Raw genomic sequence first — 25,353 nt, 5'->3', positions numbered from 1 at the left:
CAAACGGCAGAGCGCCGGAATCTCCCCCAGCCCGGTCGGCCGGAAAAAATGAATGCATTCACAATGAGAGAGGGGCACCACACACTCTTCCCCATCCGGTCATCGTCGCGTAAAACTCGAAGGCGCACCCGCCAACGTCAGCCGAGGCCAGCCCTGTCCGTTCCGTCCCCCCTGATCCACCACGCGCCGGAGCCACCCGCGCCTGCGGACGCCTTCATCGCGTTCGTACGCGAGGAACGCGCGCCACTGTGCGCGTTCCTGCGCACACGGGGCGTCGGGCCGGAGGATGCAGAGGACATCGCGCAGGACTGCATGGAGCGGCTGATCCGCTATCGCGCGCACGGCACCGACGAACTGCGCCTGCTGCTGTATCGTATCGCGCGCAATCGCCTGGCCGATCGCGGCCGATCGCCGCAGTCGCGACCGCACCTGTCACTGGCCGAGCATGATGGTCACGACGAGCCCACCAGCCCGTCGCCGGACCCCTTGCGCCAGGCAGAGTCCGGGCAGATGTTGTCCCTGCTGCGGCAGGCCCTTTTCAAATTGCCCGAGCGTGCGCGCGAGGTGTACCTGCTCAACCGGATCACCGGCATGAGCTATACGCAGATCGCGCGGCACTGTGGAATTACAGCCAAGACCGTGGAAAAACACATCGCCCGCGCCCTGCAGGGCCTGCGCCAGGAGTTGGGACCGGATCCGCTGCACAACGACGGGGATACCGAATGAGCAGCCACCGGCACACGGAGGACGCCTCGCTGTTCGCACGCGCCAGCGCCTGGGTGGCGCGGTTGGAGGCCCCGGACTGCACCCCTGCCGAACGCGAGTCGTTCGAAGACTGGCTGGCTGAAGACCCTGCCCATGTCAAAGCCTGGGCGCAGGCCGAAGATCTTTTCCAGCAGGGCCAGGGCCTGGCTGCGGACCCATGGCTGCGGACGGCTGCGGCGCGTGCGGCACGGCCTGCCCGACGCCGCTGGCTGCCTGCTGCGGCCGCGGCCGCTGGTATCTGCCTGGCCATCGGCGTGGGCTGGATGGTAGCGGTGGATGGCAACCCAGCCCCGCAGCGCTTTGCCAATGACACGCATCAGGCGCAGCGGCTGACCCTGCCCGATGGCAGCGTAGCCATGCTCGATGCCGGCACGACGCTGCACGCACGCTTTGGCTGGCGCCACCGCGAGCTGGACCTCGAACGCGGCCGCCTGCAGTTGCAGGTCGCGCCATCGAACAAAGCACTGCAGCTGCGCGCCGGCACCAGCACCATCCGCGATATCGGCACCACCTTCCAGGTCGAGCGCCTGCACGATGGCCTGGTCGAGGTCGCGCTGCTGGAGGGTGCGGTGGAAGTCAGCAACGGCGCCGCCCAGCACACCCTGGCCCCTGGCCAGCAACTGCAGGTACTCCCCTCCGGGCGCATCCAGCCCGGCCCAGCGTTGTCCTCCACGGCAGCCGCCGAGGGCTGGCTGCGTGGGCAGCTGGTCTTCGATGCCACCCCGCTGTCGATCGTGGTCGAACGCATGAACCGCTATGGCCATGCACCGCTGGTGATCGCCGACCCGGAGATCACCGATCTGGCAGTCAGCGGCACGTTCCGCGCAGGCGACGCACAGGAGTTGCTATCCGCGCTGGAACTTGGCTGGTCCATTGCTGGCCAGACGCGCCCGGATGGCGCGCTGGAACTGCGCCGCACGTACTGAGGAGGCCTGCGGTGATGGCAGGACCAGGCGCGCTGCAGTGGGGGCTGCTCCGCCCCCTGCTGTGCCTGGCGCTGCTGGTCGCCGCGCCGCCTGCCGCCCTCGCAGGCGATCCGGCTGCCACCCACGACTACCGCATCAACGCTGGCCCGTTGCCCTCGGCATTGCAGCAATGGGCACGGCAAAGCGGCATCGCTCTGGTGTTCGATGCCCGGGAACTGGCGGGGCTCCATGCCAACGGCACCCATGGCCAGGCCGATCCAGCATCGGCCCTGAAACAGCTGGTCGCCGGCATGCCGGTGACCATCCTTCGAACACCGTCCGGTGGCTTCGTGGTCCGCCGCATCCGCGTCGCGCCCGCCGTCGCGCCGCCGGTTCCGGCAACGGTGGCGCCGCGCCCGCGCATGCCCCCGCAGTCGCCCCCCCAGGTGGACCTGGCGCCGATCCATGTCACCGGCAGCCGGTTGCCGCGCACCTCCGTGCAGACCACCCTGCCGGTGACCACGATCGATCGCGCAGACATCCTGCGCAGTGGCTACGGCAGCCTGTTCGACCTGCTGCGACACCTGCCCGGCATGAACGGGCTGCCAGCGATGAGCAGCGCACGCAGTGGCGATTCGCAGTACCTGCCTGTCGGTGCAGCCGCCACCACCAGCCTGGATGGCATGGGACCGCGCGCCACCCTGTTCCTGGTCAATGGCCGGCGCCTGCCCCGTTATCCAATGGTGTCCCTGGAACAGGGCGGGCTCACCGACCTGGGCGGCATTCCACTCAGCTTTGTCGAACGCATCGAACTGGTGCGCGGCGGTGCATCGGCCATCTACGGTGCCGATGCCATGTCCGGCGTGGTCAACATCATCCTCCGCGACCAGGCCGACGGCCCGGAGGCAACGCTGCAGACCGGTCTGAGCAGTCGTGGCGACGCTGGCCAGTACCGCGTGCAGGCCGCCACCGGAGGCCTGCGCGGGAGCGGCGACCGCTGGTTCGCAGGCATCGACCTGCATCGCGTCGATCACCTGGCGGGGGACCAGCGTGACTGGCACGCCGAGACGTCGCAGTACCTGATCGGCGCCTTCCGCGATGGCGACTACTGGCCCGCGACGCGCTGCGACGGACCATTGAAACGACGCAATGGCGCCTGCTGGTTCGACAGTTCGCGCCCTCGTTCGCTTCAACCGGCCTCCGATACCGCCTCGGCCTATCTGCGCTACCGGCATGAGCGTGGCCAGGGACGCTACGTCTATGCCGAAGCCCGCGCCAGCCACAACCGGCAGCGTTTCGATCTGGGCCCGACCGCCGTCGCCCTCGGCCTGTACGGGTACACCTTCAACAGCGTCCTGCGCGAAGCCGGCAATGTGCGTCCCCAGGTCCGTGCCACCGACGCCGATATCACCCTGGGCATCGGCCGGGACCAGGGCAGCCACAGCTGGGACGCCGGCATCAGCGCGCAGCGCAGCGACGTCACCCTGGCCACGCCGGGCACCGTGCGCGCCGAACCGTTCATCGAGGCTGCGCAGTCGCTCAGGTTCCTGCCAGGCTTCGATGCATTGCCCGCCGATGAAGCCACTTCGCTCTTCCCATCGATCCGCAACCGTGGACTTACCGAGCAGTGGCAGGGCTGGTGGGGCATACAGCGCGCATTGATGCCGATGCGGGGCGGTAATGCGCAGCTGGCTACCGGCATCGATCTGCGCCATGAACGCTGGACGTCGCACCCGGACACCCTGCTGAGCCAGGGCGATCTGGCACTGGGGCTGCCGCAGCAGCAGCGGCGCCTGTCGCGGCAGAGTGGCGGCGCGTATGCGGAACTGGGCCTGCCACTCACGTCGGAACTGCGCATGGACCTGGCCGCGCGCTGGGACTACGACGGCGACTACACGGCATTCTCGCCCCGTGCCGGCCTGCGCTGGACGCCAACACCGCACTGGTCGTTCCTGCTGGCCAGCGGCCGCGGCTATCGCGCGCCCAGCCTGTTCGAACAGCGCCGCCCGCCAGGACAGTTCGGCACCCTTACCCTGCCCGTCTCAAGCGCACTGCCACCTTGTGCACAGAGCGAGCCGGACGGCCGCTGCGTGGTCACTGCGGATGTGGAGGAGAACAACGCGCTCAAGGCCGAGAGCTCACGCAGCCATTCACTGGCGGCGACCTGGTCACCCAGCGATGCGTTCTCGCTTTCGCTGACCCACAACATCGTCGAGCTGCGCAACGAGATCCTCGCGCTGCAGCCGGCCGATGCCGTGTGGAACCGTGACACCTGGCAATTGGATGAGGATGGCAACCTGAGCAGCCTCCGCCTGTCGTTCGACAATATCGGCCGCACCACTTCCCGCAACTGGGTGCTGCGTGGCGAATACCGGATCGACACCGGCAGCACCGGCCAGTGGTTGTTCTCGCTGGACGCGCTGAAGCAGCAGGAGCTGCGCCGCCGTCGGGACCACGAGCCGGCGATCGACCTGCGCGGGCATGTCACGCCCGAGATGGCGGCGGTCCTCAACGTGCAATGGCAGAACAGCAACTGGGACATCGCCCTGCGCGGCAACCAGGTGGGCCGCACCCGCGCATGGCTGCCCGGCGCCGAGTGCCCGCAGCGGCAGATCGAACAGAACCACTGCATGAATCCGCGCCAGCTGCGCTGGAACCTGCACCTGGCGCGCCGCCTGGGCACACGCGTCATCGCGGCGCTGGACGTGCACAACGTGCTTGATGCGCAACCGGTGAACTACCTGGTCGGCAATGGTGGGCAGATGCCGGGGCTGGACGATCCACTGGGTCGCTACTACCTGCTTACCCTGCAGTTCCGCTGAGCGTAGTACGCTACGCGGCCTGTTCCACCGGTCTGCCACCTTCCCCATGAAAGCCTATCTCTGGTTCTGGGGCGCGTTCCTGCTGTTCTTCGCGTTGCCCTTCCCCTGCATCCTCTATTTCGGAACCTCCTGGCCGGTGGCGCTGGCTGATCGCAGCGCGCCATGGCTGTCCCTGCTGCTGCTTGTGCTGTCGCTGGCTGCATGGCTCTCTCTGCTGTTCGCGTTCCTGCATTTCCTGCTGCTCGGCCCACCGCGCGCCCTGCATCGCGTCCGCTCGATCCTCGCCGATGGCGAACCGCGCGATGCGCTGATCGAACACGCTGAACAGACCGGCGTACAGGTGCGTGGCTTCGCGCAATGGAAACTGCAGCTGTCCTTCAAGAACCTGTCCGGCACGCCGATCCGCGAACAGCTGCTGGTGGTCGACAGCAAGCCGCAACTGCAGCGCTTCGGCGTCGGCAGGCACGTCGATGCACGCCTGAGCCAGGTGCCGGGCGCGTTCCCGAACGTGGTACTGGACGGTGCCCAGCCCGAACTGGATGTCGCCAGCCTGTGGCGGCGAAGCATCGGCGCAGCGCTCTGCATCGTCCTGGTAGCCGCTGCCTATGTGGCGGCCTACCGGCTGCAGAGCGAGGGTCTTGGCTGGACCTTCCTGTCCTTCGGCCACCCGCTGCTGGTGTGCCCGCTGGTGCTGTGTGGGTACATCTTGGGGCTGCGCCTGCTTGGCCGCCTGCTGCAGGCTGATGCGCGCGGCGACGCGTTGAAGTACCGCGGCATCGGCGTGGAGGCCAGGGTGCTGAAGGTGCGTCAGACCGGCACCTACCTCAACGAACAGCCGCAGGTGGAGTTCCAGCTGGAGTACACCGATCGTGACGGCCGCGTACAGCAGGTGAGCGTGCGCCGCTTCATCCCGCTGATCGATCTAGCCAACATCCCGCGCGAAACCGTGACCCTGCTGTACGACCCCGATGACCGTGGCAACGTGCGCCTGGAGGGCGTATGAAACAGCCGCCCTCCACCCGCGCCGTGTTCCTGGTATTGCTGCTGGTTCTGGCGGGCGTGGCCGTTGCCGGCGGCGCGGTGCAGACCATCAGCGAAACGCTGGGGCATTCGGTACAGCCGGACCGGTTGCCACCCTCCGTCTCGTCTCAGTCGCCGCGCGAGCAACCCGCATCGCTTGTGCCGTCCCCGGCCGCCTTCCCCGCGGCGAGTACCGCTGCGGCGCCCGAACGCAACAATCGCCTGTTCGATGCGGACTACCTGCAGGCTGCGCGCCAGGCACTGGAGCAGCTGCCGGCACTGGCTGGCCAGAGGCTGACGGTCTTCCATAGCATCCACTTCTACGACGATGGCCGCATCAACCTCGATCTGGTCGACCCGCAACAGCCGGGTCACGTCGACAGCTACCACTTCGAACGTGGCCAGTGGCGCAAGGGCAATCCGGTGAACCCGCAGCAGTTCGCGCCGACCATCAGCCTGCAGCGCAGCAGCACACCCCTGGCCAGCATCGATTTCGAGGCCGTGCCGCGCGTGGCGCAGGCACTGCAGGAACAACGCGACGCGCTGCAGAACCCCGCATCCGAAGTCGGCCACGTCTACGTGATCGTGCGCAAAGGCGGCAAGCTGGTGTGGCTGCCGGATGACGTCGCTGGTGACCGCGAATCCGTGCGCCTGCAGTTCGATGCGCAGGGCACCCTGCGCGGCGTGAACCGCCGATAGGCCACAAAAAAAGGGGACGGAGGGGATTAAGTCGCATGTGCCTTGGTGCGGATTGCGACTTAATCCCCTCCGTCCCCTTTTTCTATTTCACCGAGCGGGCGATGGCGTACTGCGCGCCGTGGTACGTGGACAGCACCAGCAGGCTGGCCAGCGGCAGGCCGCCGGCGAAGCGGTCCCAGGCCAGCAGTGAATCGCTGGCGACGAACAGCAGCGCACCGGCGGCAGCCCAGCGCGCGCTGCTGGCTCCCACGGCAGCGGGCTGTGGCCGGCGCCACTGGCGTGCCAGTGCCAGCACCGCCATCGAGGCCAGCACCACCACATACGCCAGCACCGGCGCACGCATCGGTGCAGGCAGGTGCGGCCACAGGCCAAGTACGTTGAGCACGGCAAACGTCGCCAGCAGGACGCTGGCGGCGAGCAGGCCACGTCCGGCACGCAGGCCGTCGCGGAAGGCCACGATGTAGCAGAGGTGGGCCAGCAGGAACGCGACCAGGCCCGGCACGAACGCATCCATCGGCAGCATCAACGCGATGTCACCCACGCACGACAGCAGCATGCCGGTCAGCACCGCGCGTCGATAGAACGGCTGCGCGGGATCATGCACGCGCCAGATGATGGCAGCGATCAGCAGCGTGGTGGTCGGCTTGGCCAGCCAGTGCAGCCAGCGCCCGTCACCGTGCAGGAACGTGCCGACGATGGCCAGAATCGCCATCAGCAGGATCACGCCATCGCGGGCGCGTGGCTTCATCGCGCCTTCCACAATTCTGCGAGGCGGTCAGGCTTGCCGGCGATACGCTCCAGCACCGGGTACTGCAGGCCACCGTGGTAGGCGATGCTCATCGTTTCGATGCGGTCGAACTGCTTCACCAGCAGCACGATCGGCGCCTTGTCCTTCGCTGCCGCAGCCACCGCGTCCTTCAAGCGCTGGCTGCTGTACTCACGGCCGCCAACCGCGATCACCTTCATGCCCGGTGCAAGACCGGCGTTGAACGCCGGGCTGTCCCAGATCACATCGCCGACCGTACCGCTGTCGAGCACGGTCGCGCCCAGCGAATAGGCCAGCAATGCCGCCTTGGCGCGTTTTTCCTGCGCCTTGTAGGCGTCGTTCGGGGTATCGCGGTAGACCAGCTTCCAGCCAGCCAGTTCCAGGCCGCCGGTCAACGAACCGTGGCCGTCCAGGCGCCCGCGCAGGAACGTCGCCCAGTCGTACGGCGCGATGCCGTTCAAGGTCGCGACCACATCATCGAAGGTGTACGGGTTGACGTCCCAGTCGCCATTGCCGACGCCGAAGAACGCACGCGCGAAGTCGTCCAGGCTGCGGCGGTTGCCGCTCAGTTCGCGCAGCTTGCCCTCCACTTCCAGCCACAGCATCTGGCCGCCGGAGTAGTAGTCCTCGCTCATCTGGTAGTTGCGGTAGGGCAGCGTGCGGCGCTGGGCGATGGTCGGATCGTTGGTAGTGTCCTGCAGCGGCCGCCAGGCCAGGCCCGGTCGGCCACGGTCGTAGGTCGCGGCCACATTGGCCAGCATGTCGCGCGCCTGCGCGGTCGACCACAGCCCCGAACGCGCCGCCAGCACCTGGCCCCAGAACTGGGTCTGGCCCTCGTACACCCACAGCAGGCTGTCGCCCATCGGCACGTTGAAGTTGGCGGTGGCCAGGTCGGCGCCGCGACGGTACTTGCCGTTCCAGGAATGGGTGTACTCGTGCGGCAACAGATCGCGCATCCAAGCGTTGCTGTCCCACTCGGTGAAGTAGCCCGGGTCAGCGCTGTTCTCGCTGGAACGGTGATGCTCCAGGCCGATGCCACCGAGGCGGTCGGTCAATGCCAGCAGGAACTCATAGTGGTTGTAGTGGCGCGCACCGTAAAGCTTGTCGGCCTGCTGCACCAGCGCGCGATGCATGGTGATCTGTGCCTCGCTCGGCTTCAGCGACTTGGCGTCGTCGGCAAACACATTGAGGTGCACCGGCACCTTCGCGCCCGGATCGAGATCGATGCGCTGGTAGTGCTCGCCGGCGAACAAGGGCGAATCGACCAGATGGTCATACGAGATCGGCTTGAACACCACGGTGTCACCGTCGCGCCGCGCGGTTTCCAGCGCGGTTGCGAACGACCAGCCCTTGGGCAGGGTCACGCTGGCCTGCGCCTGCAGGTTGCGCGCATCGACGCCGGCCGGATACAGCGAATTGGCGTTCCACTGCAGGTTGAGCATTTCCGGGGTCATCACCACCCGGCCCTGGCTGCCGCCCTGCGAGGACAGGAAGTCGAAGTGGGCGACGATCTCGCTCACGCCCTCGGGCACGTTCACCTTGAACGCATAGACGTTGAACTGGTCACGCTGCCAGGCCAGCGGCTTGCCGTTGGCGGTCACGCGCAGCCCGGCCAACTTGTCGATCGGGCCGGTGGGCGAATGGTTGCCGGGAATCCACTGCGGGTACAGCAGGGTCATCGGGCCGGGCTTGGCCGGCACCGTAGCGGTCACCTTGAAGATGCGCCGGGCCAGATCGCGCGCGTCGACGTCGATGCGCAGCAGGCCGGGGGCCTCAGCGTTCGCCGGTGGCGAGGTCTGCGCCAGTGCAGGCGTGGCCGCCAGCGCGAACAGCAACGACATCGCCAAGGCTCGGGTCTTCATCGGGCAGGTTCCAACAGCGGAGAATCTTCCGATGCTAGGCCTGTAACGTGCCCTGCCCCATGGCCAAAGGTCATGGGCGGGCCGCCCATCCTTGCGTGCGAAAAAGCGTGCGAACCAAGGTTCGCACCCACCTTGTGCCGGCTCGCACCCACCGTGTGCAGGTTCGCACCCGCCAGAGCAGTTCCAGTAGATCCACGCCATGCGTGGATGAGGCGCTTCCCGGTCAGTCGACCAGGCGCAGGCGCAGTTCCTTCGGCAGCGCGAACACCATCGATTCCGGTTCGCCGTCCAGCTCGCCCACGCCGGTGGCGCCCAGTTCGGCCAGGCGCGCCAGCACGCCATCGACCAGCACCTGCGGTGCAGAGGCGCCGGCCGTCACGCCGATGTGCTGCTTGCCTGCCACCCATGCCGGGTCGATCTCGTGCGCGCCGTCGATCAGGTACGACTCCACGCCCTCACGGCGGGCCAGCTCGCTCAAGCGGTTGGAGTTGGAGCTGTTCGGCGAACCGACCACCAGCACCAGGTCGCAGCGCTTGGCCAGATCGCGCACGGCATCCTGGCGGTTCTGCGTGGCGTAGCAGATGTCGTCGTTCTTCGGGCCCTGCATCGCCGGGAAACGCTCGCGCAGCGCATCGATGATGCCGCGCGTGTCATCCACCGACAGCGTGGTCTGGGTGGTGTAGGCGAAGTTTTCCGGCTGGTTGATCTGCAGCGTGGCGACCTGCTCCACGTCCTCGACCAGGTAGATCTGCCCGGTACCGGCTTCGCGGTTCCACTGGCCCATGGTGCCTTCCACCTCCGGGTGACCGGCATGGCCGATCAGCACCACGTCACGGCCGGCACGGCAGTGGCGGGCGACCTCGAAGTGGACCTTGGTCACCAGCGGGCAGGTGGCGTCGAACACCTTCAGGCCACGGCGCTCGGCTTCCCGGCGCACGGCCTGGGACACGCCATGCGCGCTGAAGATCACCGTGTTGTTGTCCGGCACTTCGTCGAGTTCCTCGACGAAGATCGCCCCGCGCTGCTTCAGGTCGTCGACCACGAAGCGGTTGTGCACCACTTCATGGCGAACGTAGATGGGCGCGCCCAGCGTTTCGATCGCGCGCTTGACGATCTCGATCGCACGATCGACACCGGCACAGAAACCACGCGGGTTGGCGAGCAGCACATCCATCAGTTCAATCTCCCGGCAGCGGCCGGCTTACGGTTTCGGATTGGCATTATCCGCCTTTTTGGCGGACTTGCCGTCGAACAGGCCAAACAGGGCGATGCCGATGGCACCCACCACGATGGCCGAGTCGGCGATGTTGAACGAGGGCCAGGTGTAGCTGCCCACGTACCACTGGATGAAGTCGACCACGTGGCCGTGCACCTGGCGGTCGATCACGTTGCCGATGGCGCCGCCGATGATGAGCGCATACGGCACCGCGGCCTTCCAGTTGCCGCGCGCGGTGCCGCGCAGCCACCACGCCATCAGGCCGCTGATGGCGATCGCCAGCGCGGTGAAGAAGTACTTCTGCCAGCCACCGGCGTCGCTCAGGAAACTGAACGCGGCGCCGGTGTTGTAGGTGCGGTACCAGTTCCAGAAGCCGTCGATGACCACCACCGGCTGGAACTCCGGCAGGCTCGACAGCACCCAGGCCTTGGACCACTGGTCCAGGCCGATGATGGCGGCCGACAGCAGCAGCCAGACCAGGGCGTTCGGATGCGGACGGGGCGCGGCCATCAGAACCAGCTCCGCACTTCGCCGGCGCCGGTCACGTTGCTCACGCAACGGCCGCACAGTTCCGGATGGTCGGCGTTGCTGCCGACGTCGGCGCGGTGGTGCCAGCAGCGCACGCACTTGGCCTTGGTGGTCGGCTGGGCGCTGACGAACACCTCGTCGGTGGTCGCCGGGCGCACCTGCACGTCGCCACTGATGAACAGGAAGCGCAGTTCATCGGCCAGCGGCTGCCACTTCGCGGCCTGCTCCTCGTTGGCGGCAATGGTGATCTCCGCTTCCAGCGCGGCACCGATGGCGCCGTTGGCACGCATCGGCTCGAGCACCTTGGCCACCTGCTCGCGCACAGCCAGCAACTGATCGAAGTCGGTGGCGTTGAGCTGGGCATCGGCCGGCAGCGGCGCCAGGCCGTCGTACCAGGTGGTGAACAGCACATGGCCGGCATGCTCGCCCGGCAGGTAGCCCCACAGCTCGTCGGCGGTGAAGGTCAGGATCGGCGCAACCCAGCGGGTGAACGCTTCGGCGATGTGGTACATCGCGCTCTGTGCCGAACGGCGACCGTGCGAATCGGTCGGCATCGTGTACAGGCGGTCCTTGGTCACGTCCAGGTACAGCGAGCCCAGGTCCACGCTGCAGAAGTTCAGCAGCAGCTGCACGATCTCGGCCATGTTGTAGCCGTCGTAGGCCGCCTTGATCTTCTCCTGCAGCTCCCACGCACGGTGCACGATCCAGCGGTCCAGCGCGACCATCTGGTCGAGCGGCTGCAGGTGCTGGGCCGGATCGAAACCGTCCAGGTTGCCGAGCAGGAAGCGTGCGGTGTTGCGCAGGCGGCGGTAGGCGTCGGCGTTGCGCTTCAGGATCTCCTGCGACAGCGACATCTCGTTGCTGTAGTCGGCCGAGGCGATCCACAGGCGCAGGATGTCCGCGCCCAGCTTGTTCATGATGTCCTGCGGCTCAATGCCGTTGCCCAGCGACTTGGACATCTTGCGGCCCTGCTCGTCCACGGTGAAGCCGTGGGTCAGGCACTGCTTGTACGGCGCGCGCTTGTCGATCGCCACGCCGGTCAGCAGCGAGGACTGGAACCAGCCGCGATGCTGGTCGGAACCTTCCAGGTACAGGTCGGCCGGCTTGCCGAAGCCACGCGCGGCAAGCACGCCCTCATGGGTCACGCCCGAATCGAACCAGACGTCGAGGATGTCGGTGACCTTCTCGTAGTCGGCCGCTTCGGCGCCCAGCAGTTCGGCGGCATCCAGCGAGTACCACACGTCGATGCCCTCGGCTTCGACACGGTCGGCGACCTGCTGCATCAGCTCCACCGAGCGCGGGTGGATCGCGCCGGTCTGGCGATGGGTGAACAGTGCGATCGGCACGCCCCAGGTGCGCTGGCGCGAGATCGTCCAGTCCGGGCGACCGTCGACCATGCTCTGGATGCGCGCCTTGCCCCAGCTCGGGAACCAGCCGACGGTGTCGATGGCGGCCAGCGCATCGTTGCGCAGGTTGGCCTTGTCCATCGAGATGAACCACTGCGGGGTGGCGCGGAACACCACCGGCTTCTTGTGACGCCAGCAGTGCGGGTAGCTGTGGCGGATCGGATGGAAGGCCAGCAGCGCACCGTTGTCACGCAGCACGCCGACGATGGCCTCCTGCGCCTGCCATAGATGTTGGCCAGCCAGCACCACGTCACCGGCCGGCGGGGTCGATTCCAGGTATACGCCACGGCCGTCGATCGGGGTGATCTGGCCGGCGTTGTACTTGTCCAGCAGGCCGTACTTCTGGCTGACCACGAAGTCTTCCTGGCCGTGGCCGGGGGCGGTGTGCACCGCACCGGTACCGTCCTCGTCGGACACATGGTCGCCGTTGAGCACCAGGATCTCGCGTTCCGGGTAGAACGGATGCGCCAGCAGCTGGTTTTCCAGCGCCGCACCGGTGGTTTCACCGTGCAGCACCACGTTTTCGACGCCATAGCGCTGCAGCGCGCGCTCGGCCAGCGCCGCAGCCAGCACCAGCCAACGGCGCTTGCCGTTGTGCGCCGGGCCTTCGGCCAGCACGTAGGTGATCTCCGCGCCCAGCGACACCGCCAGCGAGGCCGGCAGCGTCCACGGGGTGGTGGTCCAGATCGGTACGGCCACTTCCACGTCGGCCGGCACGCTCACGCCGAACGCCTGGCCGATGGCCTGCGCATCGCGTGCGGCGTAGGCCACGTCGATCGCCGGCGATTCCTTTTCCTGGTACTCGATCTCGGCCTCGGCCAGCGCCGAGCCACAGTCGAAGCACCAGTACACCGGCTTGGCGCCACGCACCAGGTGGCCGTTGGCCACGACCTTGGACAGCGCACGGATCTCGTTGGCTTCGAAGTCGAAGCTCAGGGTCTTGTACGGGTTGTCCCAGTCACCGGTCACGCCCAGGCGCTTGAAGTCCACGCGCTGGATGTTGATCTGCTCTTCGGCGAACTCGCGGCACTTCTGGCGGAATTCAACGGCGTCGAGCTTGGTGCCGACCTTGCCCCACTTCTTTTCCACCGCGATCTCGATCGGCAGGCCATGGCAGTCCCAGCCCGGCACGTAGGGCGCATCGAAGCCGGCCAGGTAGCGCGACTTGACGATGATGTCCTTCAGGATCTTGTTGACCGCGTGGCCCAGGTGGATGCGGCCGTTGGCGTACGGCGGGCCATCGTGCAGCACGAACAGCGGGCGGCCGGCGGCGTTGTCGCGCAGCTGCTGGTAGAGCCCCTGCGCTTCCCACCGCGCCAGAATGCCCGGCTCGCGCTTGGGCAGGTCGCCGCGCATCGGGAATTCGGTGGCTGGCAGGTTCAGGGTGGTCTTGTAGTCCTGGCTCACGCAGTGGCTCGCAATCTATGTTCGGAAAGGATGGCGCGCGCCTGTTCGGCGTCGCGGTGCATCTGGTCGGTCAGCGCCGCCAGATCATTGAATTTCTCTTCGTCGCGCAGCTTGGCGACGAACTCCACATCGATGTGGCGCCCGTACAGGTCGCCCTGGAAATCGAACAGGTGGGCTTCCAGCAGCGGCTCCACGCCCTCCACCGTCGGGCGGGTGCCGAAGCTGGACACCGACGGCCACGGCTGGTCGAACACGCCATGCACCCAGGTCGCGTAGATGCCCGACAGTGCCGGGGTCTTCGGGAACCGCAGGTTGGCGGTGGGGAAGCCCAGCGTACGGCCGAGCTGGCGCCCGCGCACCACCCGGCCGCTGATCGCGTACGGACGACCCAGCAGATCGTTGGCACGGGCGAAGTCGCCCTGCTGCAGCAGCTGGCGGATGCGGGTGCTGGAAATGCGTTCGCCATGCAGGTCGACCGCTTCAATTTCGCCCGCAGTGAAACCCAGTTCGGCACCCATTTTCTGCAGCAGAGCCAGGTCGCCACGGCGGCGGTTGCCGAAGCAGAACTCCGGGCCGATCCAGACCTCACGCGCACTCAGGCGCTTGACCAGCAACTGGCGCACGAAGGTCTCGGCCGGCATCGCCGCCATCGCCGCGTCGAATCGCAGCAGGCCGACCGCATCGACACCGAGCTCGCGCAGGATCTCGACCTTGCTGCGCGCCAGGGTCAGCCGCGGCGGCGGTGTGCCCTGGGCGAAGAACTCACGCGGCAGCGGCTCGAACGCCACGGCCACGGCGGCCACGCCCAAGGCGCGCGCGCGGGCAACCGCGTGGCGGACCAGCGCACGATGGCCCAGGTGGAGGCCGTCGAATGCACCGATACAGACCACGCTTCCGTTGGGGAACAGGTCCCCGCCCTCGACGCTTCTGAACAGCCTGCTCATCAACTCTCGTTCCGGCCCGACCGGGGCCGCCGCTTCAATGGTGTAACCCTGAAGTATAGCCGCCACAAGCCGCGATCAATGCCCACGCAGATCGCGCGGGCGGAAGCCCATCGCCAGCATGGCTACCGCGTAGGTGGCACCGCCACCGCCGACCAGCAGCGACAGGCTGCCGATCCGCTCCCACACGCTCATCGCCGAGAAGCCCGGCAGCCAGTGCAGCAGGGCCAGCAGCACACCAACCATGGCCGCACAGGCCAGCAGCAGTCGCAGCAGATAGCCGCCCCAGCCCGGCCGGCGCTGGTAGACGTCGGTCTTGCCCAGCCAGTACCACAGCAGGCCCAGGTTCAGGTAACTGGACAGCGCGCTGGCAATGCCCAGTGCCAGATGCAGGCCCGGCTGCTTGCCGATGGCCGCCATCACGCCCTGCGCCTTCAGCTCGTCCGGCACCATGACCTGGTACAGCACCGCCAGCAGGGCGAAGTTGAACACCATGTTGGCCACCAGCGCGGCCACACCCGCGCGCACCGGGGTCTTGGTGTCCTGACGTGCGTAGAACGCCGGCAACACCACCTTCAGCAGGGCGAACGCCGGCAGGCCGAAACTCAGGCCGTACACCGACAGCGCGGTCATGCGGGTATCGAAGGCACTGAACTGGCCGTGCTGGAAGATGGTCGCGATCAGCGGTTCGGCCAGCAGCAGCAGGCCCAGCATGGCCGGCACCGAGATCAGCAGGGTCATCCGCAGGCCCCAGTCCAGCGAACGCGAGAAGCCCTCGCGGTCGGTGCTGACGTGGTGACGGGCCAGCGCCGGCAGGATCACCGTGCCCAGCGCCACGCCGAACACGCCCAGCGGCAGCTCCAGGAAGCGGTCGGCCAGCGACAGCCAGGACTGCGAGCCATCGGTCAGCTTGGCCGCGATGACGGTGTCCAGCAGCAGGTTGATCTGCGCCACCGAGGAGCCGAACAGGGTCGGCACCATCAGCGTCATCACCTTGCGCACGCCCGGATGGCTCCAGCCCCAGCGCGGCAGGGTCAGCAGGTTGATGCCCTTCAGCGAGGGCAGCTGGAACAGCAGCTGCAGGATGCCGGCAGCCAGTACCGCCCAGCCCAGCGCCAGGATCTGTTTCTCCGGGGTGCCGCCCAGCCGCGGGGCCAGCCACAGTGCACCGGCGATCATGCACAGGTTGAGGATGACCGGGGTCAGCGCCGGCATGGCGAAGCGCTGGAAGCTGTTCAGCGCGCCGCCGGCCAGGGCGGTCAGCGACACGAACAACAGGAACGGGAAGGTCAGGCGGAACAGGTCGACCAGCAGGCCCTGCTTGACCGGATCGGTATCAACGCCACTGGAGAAGACCGAGGCCAGCTGCGGCGCGAAGATCAGCGCCAGCGCAGTGACCAGCATCAGCACCCCGCCCAGGGTGCCGGCGGTGCGGGCCATCAGTTCACGCAGCTCGGCGTGGCTGCGGGTCTCCTTCACTTCCGTGAACACGGGCACGAAAGCGGTGGCGAAAGAGCCTTCGGCGAACAAACGTCGCAGGAAATTGGGTACCCTGAAGGCGACCCAGAAAGCATCAGTGATGGCGTTGGTGCCGAACGTGGTGGTCACCACGAAGTCCCGGACAAGTCCGAGAACGCGCGAGACCATGGTCATGCTGCTGAACGACAGCAGGCCCCGCAACAACTTGGGTGAACTCACTCAGCGTCCCTCTTGACAATCGACTTGACGTGCATTTCTTACGCCATCATACTAGCTAGCTTGCTGTTCCCATAACACCGATTTTTTCAGGAAACCACCACCGTGGCCAATATCAAGTCCGCCAAGAAGCGCGCCAAGCAGACCGTCGTGCGCAACGCGCGCAACGTGGCTCAGCGCTCGATGCTGCGCACCGCTGTCAAGAAAGTGATCAAGGCGCTGGACGCCAACGATGCCGCCGGCGCCGAAGCCGCCTTCGCCGTTGCCCAGCCGATCCTGGATCGCTTCAGCGCGCGTGGCCTGATCCACAAGAACAAGGCTGCTCGCCACAAGAGCCGCCTGAACGACCGCATCAAGGCCCTCAAGGCCGCCTGATCCGGCGTTGCCGCCCTGCCCTCCGGGGCCGGGCAGCAGACAAGAACCCGGCCCCGGCCGGGTTTTTTGTTGCCAGCGATCCGGTAGTGCCGGCCGCTGGCCGGCAACCCCGAGGAATGCCGGCCAGCGGCCGGCACTACCGGAAAATGAAAAACCCGGCCGAAGCCGGGTTTTTGCCAACGTCAGTCGACTGACAGTCGACTCTACTGCGCGTTACGGGCTTCCTGCTCTTCTTCCTTCTGGCGATCGAAGAAGGCCATGATCCGGCTCATGATCGGGAAGGTGCCTTCGCGGCCCAGCGCGGAGACCAGGAACCACGGCTCCTTCCAGCCCAGCTCAGCGACGATCTGCTCGGCCGCAGCCTTCGCTTCGTCCTCGAACATCAGGTCAGCCTTGTTCAGCACCAGCCAGCGCGGCTTCTGCAGCAGTTCCGGATCGTGCTTTTCCAGCTCGCGCTCGATGGCGCGCACCTGCTCGACCGGAGAAATGCCTTCCACCCCACCCTCCATCGGCGAGATGTCCACCAGGTGCAGCAGCAGGCGGGTGCGCTGCAGGTGGCGCAGGAACTGCGCACCCAGGCCGGCACCGTCGGCCGCGCCTTCGATCAGGCCCGGGATGTCGGCAATCACGAAGCTGCGGTAGTTTTCCACCTTCACCACACCCAGGTTCGGGTACAGCGTGGTGAACGGGTAATCGGCCACCTTCGGCGTCGCCGCCGAAACGGCACGGATCAGGGTGCTCTTGCCGGCGTTGGGGAAGCCCAGCAGGCCGACGTCGGCCAGCAGCTTCAGCTCCAGCTTCAGCGTGCGCTCCTCACCCGGCTCGCCCGGCAGCGCCTGGCGCGGCGAGCGGTTGGTCGAGCTCTTGAAGTGCATGTTGCCCAGGCCACCGCGGCCACCCTTGGCCACCAGCAGGCGGTCGCCGTGCTGGGTCAGGTCGCCGATGACTTCATCGGTGGCAACGTTGATCACCACGGTGCCGACCGGCACGGTGATGGTCAGGTCTTCGCCGCCCTTGCCGTAGGCCTGGCGGCCCATGCCGTTCTCGCCACGCTGCGCCTTGAAGATGCGGTCATGGCGGAAGTCGACCAGGGTATTCAGGTTTTCGTCGGCGCGGATGTACACGCTGCCGCCCGCACCGCCGTCGCCGCCGTCCGGGCCGCCGAGCGGAATGAACTTCTCGCGACGGAAGCCAATGCAGCCGTTGCCGCCGTTGCCGGCGAACACTTCGATTTCTGCTTCGTCTACCAGTTTCATTGTTTCGATGCCTGCGATGGGCGCGGCCTGCCGGCCGTCACCTTGAATGTTATGCCTGCCGATGGCCGGCAGCCCGGCCTGGCCGGTCTTGCTTCAACTCTAACGAAAAGCCCCGCCGAAGCGGGGCTCTTCATGCAGCACCCCCATGCCGAGGCACGGGCGCCGGCGATGCCTGGATCAGGCGTCGGCCGAGACGATGCTGACGGTGCGACGCTTCTTGGCGCCCTTGACCGAGAACTCCACCTTGCCGTCCACGAGGGCGAACAGGGTGTGGTCACGGCCCAGGCCAACGCCGGTGCCCGGGTGGAACTGGGTGCCGCGCTGACGCACGATGATGTTGCCGGCTTCGATGGCCTGGCCGCCGAAGATCTTGACGCCCAGGTACTTCGGGTTGGAGTCGCGACCGTTGCGCGAGGAGCCTACGCCCTTTTTATGTGCCATGACTGCTTCTCCTGATGCTTAGCCGGCGATGCCGGTGATCTCGATTTCGGTGTAGTACTGACGGTGACCCTGACGCTTCATGTGGTGCTTGCGGCGACGGAACTTGATGATCCGGACCTTGTCAGCACGACCCTGGGACAAGACCTTGGCGGTGACGGCAGCGCCCTTCAGCGCATCGCCCAGCTTCACGCCGTCGCTGTCACCCAGCATCAGGATGTTGTCAAACTTGATCTCGCTGCCGACTTCGACTTCGAGCTTTTCAATGCGGAGCTTTTCGCCCTGCGCCACGCGGTATTGCTTACCGCCGGTGACCAGTACTGCGTACATGACCAGGCCTTCCTCTGTAGTTATTGTGGTCTGAGCTGCCGCCATCGAGGGCGGACAGGAGCGGAATTGTACGCAGATCAGCGGGGGCGGGTCAAGTCAACCCCTGAACGTCGAAGGAGACGGCACCGGAAAGGGGTCAGAAGCATTTTCACGCCGTGAAAAGGGATCTGACCCCTGGCTGACGGCCTGTCTCACAAGGTGAGACACCGGGCTGGCATTGTCGCCCATTGCCCCCATCTGGTCACCTCGGTAGGCTGACCGATTGCCGTTCCCTGCTGGCCCGGCACCCAGCCAACGCCCCCACAACCGGATCCCCCATGGCGATGGATTTCATCCGCATCCGCGGCGCGCGGACGCACAACCTGAAGAACCTCGACCTCGACCTGCCCCGCGACAAGCTGATCGTGATCACCGGCCTGTCCGGCTCGGGCAAGTCCTCGCTGGCGTTCGACACCATCTATGCAGAAGGCCAGCGCCGCTATGTCGAGTCGTTGTCGGCCTATGCGCGCCAGTTCCTGAGCGTGATGGAAAAGCCGGACCTGGACCACATCGAAGGCCTGTCCCCGGCCATCTCGATCGAGCAGAAGTCGACCTCGCACAACCCGCGTTCGACCGTCGGCACGATCACCGAGATCTACGACTACCTGCGCCTGCTGTACGCCCGCGTCGGCACCCCGCGCTGCCCGGACCACGGCTATCCGCTGGAAGCGCAGACGGTCAGCCAGATGGTCGACCAGGTGCTGACGCTGGACCCGGAGCAGCGCTACATGCTGCTGGCGCCGGTCATCCGCGACCGCAAGGGCGAGCATGCGCAGGTGTTCGACCAGCTGCGTGCGCAGGGCTTCGTCCGTGTGCGCGTGGACGGCGAGCTGCATGAAATCGACGCGGTGCCGCCGCTGGCACTGCGCCAGAAGCACACCATCGAGGCGGTGATCGACCGCTTCCGCCCGCGCGAGGACATCAAGCAGCGCCTGGCCGAGAGCTTCGAGACCGCGCTGAAGCTGGGCGACGGCATGGCCTCGGTGCAGAGCCTGGACAACACCGGAACCGCGCCGACGCTGTTCTCCTCCAAGTATTCCTGCCCGGTCTGCGATTACTCGCTGCCGGAGCTGGAACCGCGCCTGTTCTCGTTCAACGCACCGATGGGCGCCTGCCCCGGCTGCGATGGCCTGGGCATGGCCGAGTTCTTCGACCCCTCGCGCGTGGTGGTGCATCCCGAACTGTCGCTGGCCGCCGGTGCGGTGCGCGGCTGGGACCGCCGCAATGCCTACTACTTCCAGCTGATCGCTTCGCTGGCCAAGCACTACCGGTTCGACGTCGACGCGGCGTGGAACTCGCTGCCGGCCAAGGTGCAGCAGGCCGTGCTGTACGGCAGCGGCGACGAAGCGATCACCTTCACCTACTTCACCGAAGCCGGTGGCCGCACCCAGCGCAAGCACCGCTTCGAGGGCATCATTCCCAACCTCGAACGCCGCTACAAGGAAACCGAGTCGCCGGCGGTGCGCGAAGAACTGTCCAAGTACATCAGCGAGCAGCCGTGCCCGGAATGCCACGGCGCGCGCCTGAACAAGGCGGCTCGCAACGTGTTCGTGGCCGACCGCCCGCTGCCGGACCTGGTGGTGCTGCCGATCGACGAGGCGCTGAAGTTCTTCAGCGAACTGAGCCTGCCGGGCTGGCGTGGCGAAATCGCCGCGAAGATCGTCAAGGAAATCGGCGAACGCCTCGGCTTCCTGGTCGATGTGGGCCTGGATTACCTGACCCTGGAGCGCAAGGCCGACACCCTGTCCGGTGGTGAGGCACAGCGCATCCGCCTGGCCAGCCAGATCGGCGCCGGCCTGGTCGGCGTGATGTACGTGCTCGACGAGCCGTCCATCGGCCTGCACCAGCGCGACAACGAACGCCTGCTCGGCACCCTCACCCGCCTGCGCGACCTGGGCAACACGGTGATCGTGGTGGAGCATGACGAGGATGCGATCCGTCTGGCCGACTATGTGCTGGACATCGGCCCGGGCGCGGGCGTTCATGGCGGCGAGATCGTCGGCCAGGGCACCCTGCAGGACATCCTGGAAGCCCCGCGCTCGCTGACCGGCCAGTACCTGTCCGGCAAGCGCGCGATCGAGATTCCGGCGCGCCGGCACAAACCGAACCCGAAGATGACCCTGCACCTGCGCGGGGCCAGCGGCAACAACCTGAAGGGCGTGGACCTGGCGATTCCGTCGGGCCTGCTGACCTGCGTGACCGGCGTGTCCGGCTCGGGCAAGTCGACCCTGATCAACGACACCCTGTTCTCGCTGGCCGCCAACGAGATCAACGGTTCCTCGCACCCGATCGCCCCGTACAAGGAGATCGATGGCCTGGACCTGTTCGACAAGGTGGTGGACATCGACCAGTCGCCGATCGGCCGCACCCCGCGTTCCAACCCGGCCACTTACACCGGCCTGTTCACTCCACTGCGCGAACTGTTCGCACAGGTGCCTGAGGCGCGTGCGCGCGGCTATTCGCCGGGCCGCTTCAGCTTCAACGTGCGCGGCGGCCGCTGCGAAGCCTGCCAGGGCGACGGCCTGATCAAGGTCGAGATGCACTTCCTGCCGGACGTGTACGTGCCCTGCGACGTCTGCCATGGCAAGCGCTACAACCGCGAAACGCTGGAGATCCTGTACAAGGGTTTCAACATCAACGACGTGCTGGAAATGACCGTCGAGGATGCGCTGAAGCTGTTCGAGCCGGTGCCGTCAATCGCGCGCAAGCTGGAAACGCTGGTCGACGTCGGCCTGAGCTACATCAAGCTGGGCCAGAGCGCGACCACGCTGTCTGGTGGTGAAGCGCAGCGCGTGAAGCTGTCCAAGGAACTGTCGCGCCGCGATACCGGCCGCACCCTGTACATCCTCGACGAACCGACCACCGGCCTGCACTTCCACGACATCGAAGCGCTGCTGGGCGTGCTGCACAAGCTGCGCGACGAGGGCAACACGGTGGTGGTGATCGAGCACAACCTGGACGTGATCAAGACCGCCGACTGGATCGTCGATCTGGGCCCGGAAGGCGGGCATCGCGGTGGCACCATCCTGGTCACCGGCACGCCAGAAGACGTGGCGGCCTGCCCGCAGTCGTACACCGGCCAGTTCCTGGCCCGCATGCTGCCGTCCACCAGCGCGCGCCCGGAACAGCCAGCCGCCGTGGCCAACAAGCCCGATGCCCGCCCGCCGCGCAAGGTGAAGCCTGAGAAGCCGGCCAAGGTGGCGAAGAAGGCGGTGGCTGCCAAGAGCACCGGCAAGGCCAGCAAGAGCACGACCAAGAAGAAGGACGCCTGATGAGCAGCGAACACAAGATCCTGGCCCGCATCCCGATCAGCGTACGCTGGCGTGACATGGACAGCATGGGCCACGTCAACAACGCCAAGTACATTTCCTACCTGGAGGAAGCGCGCGTGCGCTGGATGCTGGGCGTGGACGGCGTATCGATGACCGACCGCATCGCACCGGTGGTGGCCGCGACCAACGTCAATTACCGGCTGCCGATCGTGTGGCCCAACGACATCGTGGTCGAACTGTTCGTCGAGCGCCTGGGCAACAGCAGCGTGACCATCGGCCACCGCATCGTCGATCAGCAGGACGATTCGAAGCTGTATTCCGATGGCAACGTGGTGGTGGTCTGGATGGATACCCAGACCGGCAAGAGCGCACCGCTGCCGGAGGCGATCCGCAGCGCCTCTACCTGACGCGCCCTGGTGGGTGCCGACCTTGGTCGGCACGCATTGGCTGCAATGAGGTTGCCGGCCAGCGGCCGGCACGACCGACACTGATCAAAGGACTGACATGATCCACAAGACCGAACTGCGCGACCTGCTGCCCGGCATGGTCCCCTTCCCCACCGACGTCTTTCCCGCCGACCAGGCCTGGCTCGGCCAGCACCTGCTGCCGCTGCTGAAGATCGACCTGGGCGTGCTGCGCCCGGAACTGGCTGGCCAGGTGGCAACGATGCTGTGCCCGATCGAGCCGTACGACGGCTGCATCGGCGAGACCACCGAAGAACACCACAACGATTTCACCGGCACCAACTGGATCGCCTTCGAACTGACCGCCGGCAACCAGATGCGCTTCCTCGGCAACGAGGGCTATTTCATCGGCGATGCGGTACAGGACAAGGACGCACAGGAACACATCGCGCAGATGCGCGAGAGCTACGCCAAGGCCCGCGACTACCATGCCACGCACGGCCGTCTCGCCTGCTACTCGCGCTACGGCAAGGGTGAGGCCAGCGAGCGCGATTATCTGGATACGCTGGGTGGCCCCATTGGTTTCGGCAACTGGACCGAGACCGCGGAGATTCCCGCAGCCTTCGAACTGGGCTTCACCGAGGCGGCCGATGACCCCAATGCTGCGGACGATGCCGAAACGGTGATCATCACCCGCGATGGCAACAAATTCTTCGCCGTGGCCGACGTAGCCGGCTACAACTGGTGCGCCACCGGTGCCGACGCGATCGTGATGCTGTACGAGCCGGTCAGCCGCACGGTGCTGTTCTCTTACGACTGGTCGTAAGCCTGTTTGGTAGTGCCGGCCGCTGGCCGGCATTGCCCGTGCTGCCGGCCAGCGGCCGGCACTACCCGACCGTCATTTCGCAGCCTTGCGCACGGTCAGCGTCGCGCTCGCTTCCCCCCCCCCTTCCAGCTGCAGCCGCAGCGGCAGCACCTGCCCTTCCTTCAGCGCGCCCTTGCCCTGCATCAGCATCAGGTGCAGGCCGCCGGGCTTGAGCTCGGCACGCGCGCCGGCTGCCAGCGGCAGGCGCTCGATCGCGCGCATCCGGCTGACCCCGTCGACAATCGTGGTCTCGTGCAGCGACACATCACCGAAGCTGCTGCTGGTCGCGCCGGTGATCGCCACCGCCTTGCTGCAGCGATTGTGGATGACGCCGTAGCCGGCGGTCATCGGCATTGCCGGATTCGGAGGCAACCGCGCCCAGCCCTGCTCCACCGTGACGCACGCCGGTTCGGCGGCCGAGGCCGATGCTGCGGTCGCACACAGGACCCACAGTACGCCAACGAATGGTTTGGTTATCATCGCCCAGGTTCCTTCTTCGCAACGAGACCGCAGCATGACGACGCTCATCGAGGTGATCAACCATGGCCCCATCCGCGAACTGCGCCTGGCACGGCCGCCGGTCAACGCACTGGACACCGAACTGTGCCGGCAGTTGATCCATGCCATCGAGCTGGCCATGGCCGAAGACGCGCATGGCATCGTGCTGTCGGGCAGCGAGCGCGTCTTCACCGGCGGCATGGACGTGCCGCACCTGCTCTCGCATGGCGATGACAAGCACAAGTTGTTGGACACCTGGAACGCCTTCTTTGGCGCCGTGCGCACGCTGGCCGAGAGCCGCATTCCAGTGGTCGCGGCGATCACCGGCCACGCCCCGGCGGGCGGCTGCGTGCTGGCCCTGTGCTGCGACTACCGGGTGATGGCGCGCAGCGCCGATCCATCGCGGCCGTATGCCATCGGCCTGAACGAAGTGCAGGTCGGCCTGATCGCACCGGAGGGCATCCAGCGCCTGCTGCGCCGTGCGGTGGGCGTGCACCGCGCCGGCGTCCTGCTGACCACCGGCTCGCTGGTGCCGGCCGAACAGGCGCTGCAGATCGGCCTGGTCGACGAACTGGCTGAAGGTGACTTGGTGGTGGCACGTGCCGTGGCCTGGCTGCAGAACCTGCTCAAGCAGCCGCGCCAGCCGATGCTGCTGACCCGTGCGATTGCCCGTGCCGACCTGCATGAGGCGCTGCACCCGGACCTGATCCAGCTGGACCGCTTTGTCGAGGCCTGGTTCGCCCCGGATGCGCAGAACGCGCTGCAGGCACTGGTGGCCCGGCTGGGCAAGTAAACGGTAGTGCCGGCCGCTGGCCGGCAACCAGGCAATCCTTCCGGGACGCCTGTGGTTGCCGGCCAGCGCCCGGCACTACCGATGATGGGCCAGCCTGCACCGGTATAATCGGGGCCTCTTCACTGCTGTGGCCGCCCCCCTTGAACGACACGCCCGAACCCGTCGTCTCCGAGCTGATCGACCTGCTCACGCTGGAGCGGCTGGAGGACAACCTGTTCCGCGGGCAGAGCCGCGACATCGGCACCAAGTACGTGTTCGGCGGGCAGGTACTGGGCCAGGCGCTGGCCGCAGCGCAGGCCACGGTCGACAATGGCCGCCACGTGCACTCGCTGCACGCCTATTTCCTGCGCGCTGGCAACATCGACCACCCGATCGTCTACGACGTGGACCGCACCCGCGATGGCGGCAGCTTCTCGGTGCGCCGGGTCACCGCGATCCAGCACGGCAAGGTGATCTTCTTCTGCGCGGCCTCGTTCCAGCAGGCCGAGACCGGCGCCGAGCACCAGCACAAGATGCCCGAAGTGCCACAGCCGGAAGACATCGAGCCGAATCGTCCGCTGCCGGCGGAAGTGCTCGAACGCCTGCCGATCAAGGTGCAGCGCTGGCTGTCGCGCGGTGGCCCGTTCGAGTTCCGCCACGTGTACCCGCGCGACGAACTGAACCCACCCAAGCGCCCGCCCTACCACCAGGTGTGGCTGCGCCTGAGCGAACCGGTGGGCGATGCGCCGGAGCTGCACCAGGCGCTGCTGGCCTACGCCTCCGACTTCCACCTGCTGGGCACGGCGACCTTCCCGCACGGTATCAGCTACTACCACCCGCACGTGCAGATGGCCTCGCTCGACCACGCGATCTGGTTCCACCGCCCGTTCCGCGCCGACGACTGGCTGCTGTATTCGCTGGACAGCCCCAGCGCGCAGGATTCGCGCGGCCTGGCCCGCGGCCAGTTCTTCACCCGCAATGGCGTGCTGGTGGCCAGCACCGCGCAGGAAGGCCTGATCCGCGTCGTTCCCGACCAGGCCGCGGCCGCTGCCGTGCCAGCCAAGGAGTAACC

At 66.9% G+C, this 25,353-nt stretch carries 22 protein-coding genes; 11 read left to right on the top strand and 11 right to left on the bottom strand.

Annotated elements, in window-relative coordinates:
- Nucleotides 1-216: 216 nt before the first annotated feature.
- Genes AC5P67_RS08390 through AC5P67_RS08370 form a run of 5 tightly spaced genes read left to right on the top strand, consistent with a single transcriptional unit; the run spans nt 217 to nt 6,211 of the window.
- Nucleotides 217-726 (top strand): RNA polymerase sigma factor, encoded by a 510-nt coding sequence (locus tag AC5P67_RS08390; RefSeq protein ID WP_080052359.1) that lies wholly within the window; start codon nt 217-219, stop codon nt 724-726.
- Nucleotides 723-1,691, top strand: a complete 969-nt coding sequence (locus AC5P67_RS08385) for a FecR family protein (protein ID WP_049448433.1) — start codon at nt 723-725, stop codon at nt 1,689-1,691. Before AC5P67_RS08390 ends, AC5P67_RS08385 begins: the two co-directional genes overlap by 4 nt.
- A 14-nt stretch (nt 1,692-1,705) precedes the next feature.
- Nucleotides 1,706-4,492: a TonB-dependent receptor gene (locus AC5P67_RS08380; protein ID WP_099527506.1), complete on the top strand. Its 2,787-nt coding sequence runs from the start codon at nt 1,706-1,708 to the stop codon at nt 4,490-4,492.
- Nucleotides 4,493-4,538: 46 nt separating this feature from the next.
- A complete protein-coding gene (locus AC5P67_RS08375) occupies nt 4,539-5,495 on the top strand; it encodes a hypothetical protein (protein ID WP_099527507.1) in 957 nt (318 codons plus the stop codon).
- A complete protein-coding gene (locus tag AC5P67_RS08370; RefSeq protein ID WP_012479510.1) occupies nt 5,492-6,211 on the top strand; it encodes a hypothetical protein in 720 nt (239 codons plus the stop codon). Before AC5P67_RS08375 ends, AC5P67_RS08370 begins: the two co-directional genes overlap by 4 nt.
- An 82-nt stretch (nt 6,212-6,293) precedes the next feature.
- On the opposite strand, the gene AC5P67_RS08365 is transcribed toward AC5P67_RS08370, so the two are convergent.
- The 7 genes from AC5P67_RS08365 to murJ form a co-directional block, all read right to left on the bottom strand.
- Nucleotides 6,294-6,959, bottom strand: coding sequence for a lysoplasmalogenase (locus tag AC5P67_RS08365; RefSeq protein ID WP_060381211.1), 666 nt, complete (start codon nt 6,957-6,959; stop codon nt 6,294-6,296).
- Nucleotides 6,956-8,839, bottom strand: a complete 1,884-nt coding sequence (locus AC5P67_RS08360; protein ID WP_012479508.1) for a M61 family metallopeptidase — start codon at nt 8,837-8,839, stop codon at nt 6,956-6,958. Before AC5P67_RS08360 ends, AC5P67_RS08365 begins: the two co-directional genes overlap by 4 nt.
- Nucleotides 8,840-9,062: 223 nt before the next feature.
- A complete protein-coding gene (gene ispH / locus AC5P67_RS08355; protein WP_262224958.1) occupies nt 9,063-10,013 on the bottom strand; it encodes a 4-hydroxy-3-methylbut-2-enyl diphosphate reductase in 951 nt (316 codons plus the stop codon).
- Nucleotides 10,014-10,040: 27 nt separating this feature from the next.
- The gene (gene lspA, locus AC5P67_RS08350; protein ID WP_005408564.1) at nt 10,041-10,565 is read right to left on the bottom strand and encodes a signal peptidase II; all 525 of its coding nucleotides are present in this window, start codon (nt 10,563-10,565) and stop codon (nt 10,041-10,043) included.
- Nucleotides 10,565-13,396 (bottom strand): isoleucine--tRNA ligase, encoded by a 2,832-nt coding sequence (ileS, locus tag AC5P67_RS08345; RefSeq protein ID WP_133050752.1) that lies wholly within the window; start codon nt 13,394-13,396, stop codon nt 10,565-10,567. Before ileS ends, lspA begins: the two co-directional genes overlap by 1 nt.
- Nucleotides 13,393-14,340, bottom strand: coding sequence for a bifunctional riboflavin kinase/FAD synthetase (locus AC5P67_RS08340; RefSeq protein ID WP_005408562.1), 948 nt, complete (start codon nt 14,338-14,340; stop codon nt 13,393-13,395). The genes ileS and AC5P67_RS08340 overlap by 4 nt, the downstream gene beginning before the upstream one ends.
- A gap of 75 nt (nt 14,341-14,415) precedes the next feature.
- Nucleotides 14,416-16,020 carry a murein biosynthesis integral membrane protein MurJ gene (gene murJ / locus AC5P67_RS08335; protein ID WP_032965638.1) on the bottom strand — a complete coding sequence of 535 codons (1,605 nt, stop codon included), beginning with the start codon at nt 16,018-16,020 and terminating at the stop codon, nt 14,416-14,418.
- Nucleotides 16,021-16,137: 117 nt separating this feature from the next.
- On the opposite strand from murJ, the gene rpsT reads away from it, so the two are divergent.
- Nucleotides 16,138-16,407, top strand: a complete 270-nt coding sequence (gene rpsT, locus AC5P67_RS08330) for a 30S ribosomal protein S20 (RefSeq protein ID WP_005408560.1) — start codon at nt 16,138-16,140, stop codon at nt 16,405-16,407.
- Between the two features lie 203 nt (nt 16,408-16,610).
- Here rpsT and cgtA read toward each other — a convergent pair whose 3' ends face one another.
- From cgtA to rplU, 3 genes are all read right to left on the bottom strand, one after another.
- Nucleotides 16,611-17,663, bottom strand: a complete 1,053-nt coding sequence (gene cgtA / locus AC5P67_RS08325) for an Obg family GTPase CgtA (protein ID WP_005408559.1) — start codon at nt 17,661-17,663, stop codon at nt 16,611-16,613.
- 177 nt (nt 17,664-17,840) lie between these two features.
- Nucleotides 17,841-18,104, bottom strand: a complete 264-nt coding sequence (rpmA, locus tag AC5P67_RS08320) for a 50S ribosomal protein L27 (RefSeq protein WP_005408558.1) — start codon at nt 18,102-18,104, stop codon at nt 17,841-17,843.
- An 18-nt stretch (nt 18,105-18,122) separates the two neighbouring features.
- The gene (rplU, locus tag AC5P67_RS08315; RefSeq protein WP_005408557.1) at nt 18,123-18,431 is read right to left on the bottom strand and encodes a 50S ribosomal protein L21; all 309 of its coding nucleotides are present in this window, start codon (nt 18,429-18,431) and stop codon (nt 18,123-18,125) included.
- 317 nt (nt 18,432-18,748) lie between these two features.
- Between rplU and uvrA the strand changes: the two genes are divergently transcribed.
- The 3 genes from uvrA to AC5P67_RS08300 all read left to right on the top strand — a co-directional run bounded on the left by uvrA (nt 18,749) and on the right by AC5P67_RS08300 (nt 22,972).
- Complete coding sequence (gene uvrA / locus AC5P67_RS08310) at nt 18,749-21,742, top strand: excinuclease ABC subunit UvrA (protein WP_012479453.1); 2,994 nt, start codon at nt 18,749-18,751, stop codon at nt 21,740-21,742.
- Nucleotides 21,742-22,149, top strand: coding sequence for an acyl-CoA thioesterase (locus tag AC5P67_RS08305; RefSeq protein WP_033833359.1), 408 nt, complete (start codon nt 21,742-21,744; stop codon nt 22,147-22,149). The genes uvrA and AC5P67_RS08305 overlap by 1 nt, the downstream gene beginning before the upstream one ends.
- A gap of 97 nt (nt 22,150-22,246) precedes the next feature.
- Entirely contained in the window at nt 22,247-22,972 is a 726-nt protein-coding gene (locus tag AC5P67_RS08300; protein WP_076738843.1) for an enolase, read from the top strand.
- A 72-nt stretch (nt 22,973-23,044) separates the two neighbouring features.
- Here AC5P67_RS08300 and AC5P67_RS08295 read toward each other — a convergent pair whose 3' ends face one another.
- Nucleotides 23,045-23,491 carry a copper chaperone PCu(A)C gene (locus AC5P67_RS08295; protein ID WP_005408553.1) on the bottom strand — a complete coding sequence of 149 codons (447 nt, stop codon included), beginning with the start codon at nt 23,489-23,491 and terminating at the stop codon, nt 23,045-23,047.
- 34 nt (nt 23,492-23,525) lie between these two features.
- Between AC5P67_RS08295 and AC5P67_RS08290 the strand changes: the two genes are divergently transcribed.
- Both AC5P67_RS08290 and tesB read left to right on the top strand, forming a co-directional pair.
- Complete coding sequence (locus tag AC5P67_RS08290) at nt 23,526-24,302, top strand: enoyl-CoA hydratase/isomerase family protein (RefSeq protein ID WP_049459723.1); 777 nt, start codon at nt 23,526-23,528, stop codon at nt 24,300-24,302.
- A 140-nt stretch (nt 24,303-24,442) separates the two neighbouring features.
- Nucleotides 24,443-25,351 (top strand): acyl-CoA thioesterase II, encoded by a 909-nt coding sequence (gene tesB, locus AC5P67_RS08285; protein WP_005412623.1) that lies wholly within the window; start codon nt 24,443-24,445, stop codon nt 25,349-25,351.
- The last annotated feature ends 2 nt before the right edge of the window (nt 25,352-25,353 follow it).

The organism is Stenotrophomonas sp. YJH_SMC_21 (genome assembly GCF_059369555.1).
This window is presented reverse-complemented; position numbering and strand designations above follow the sequence as displayed.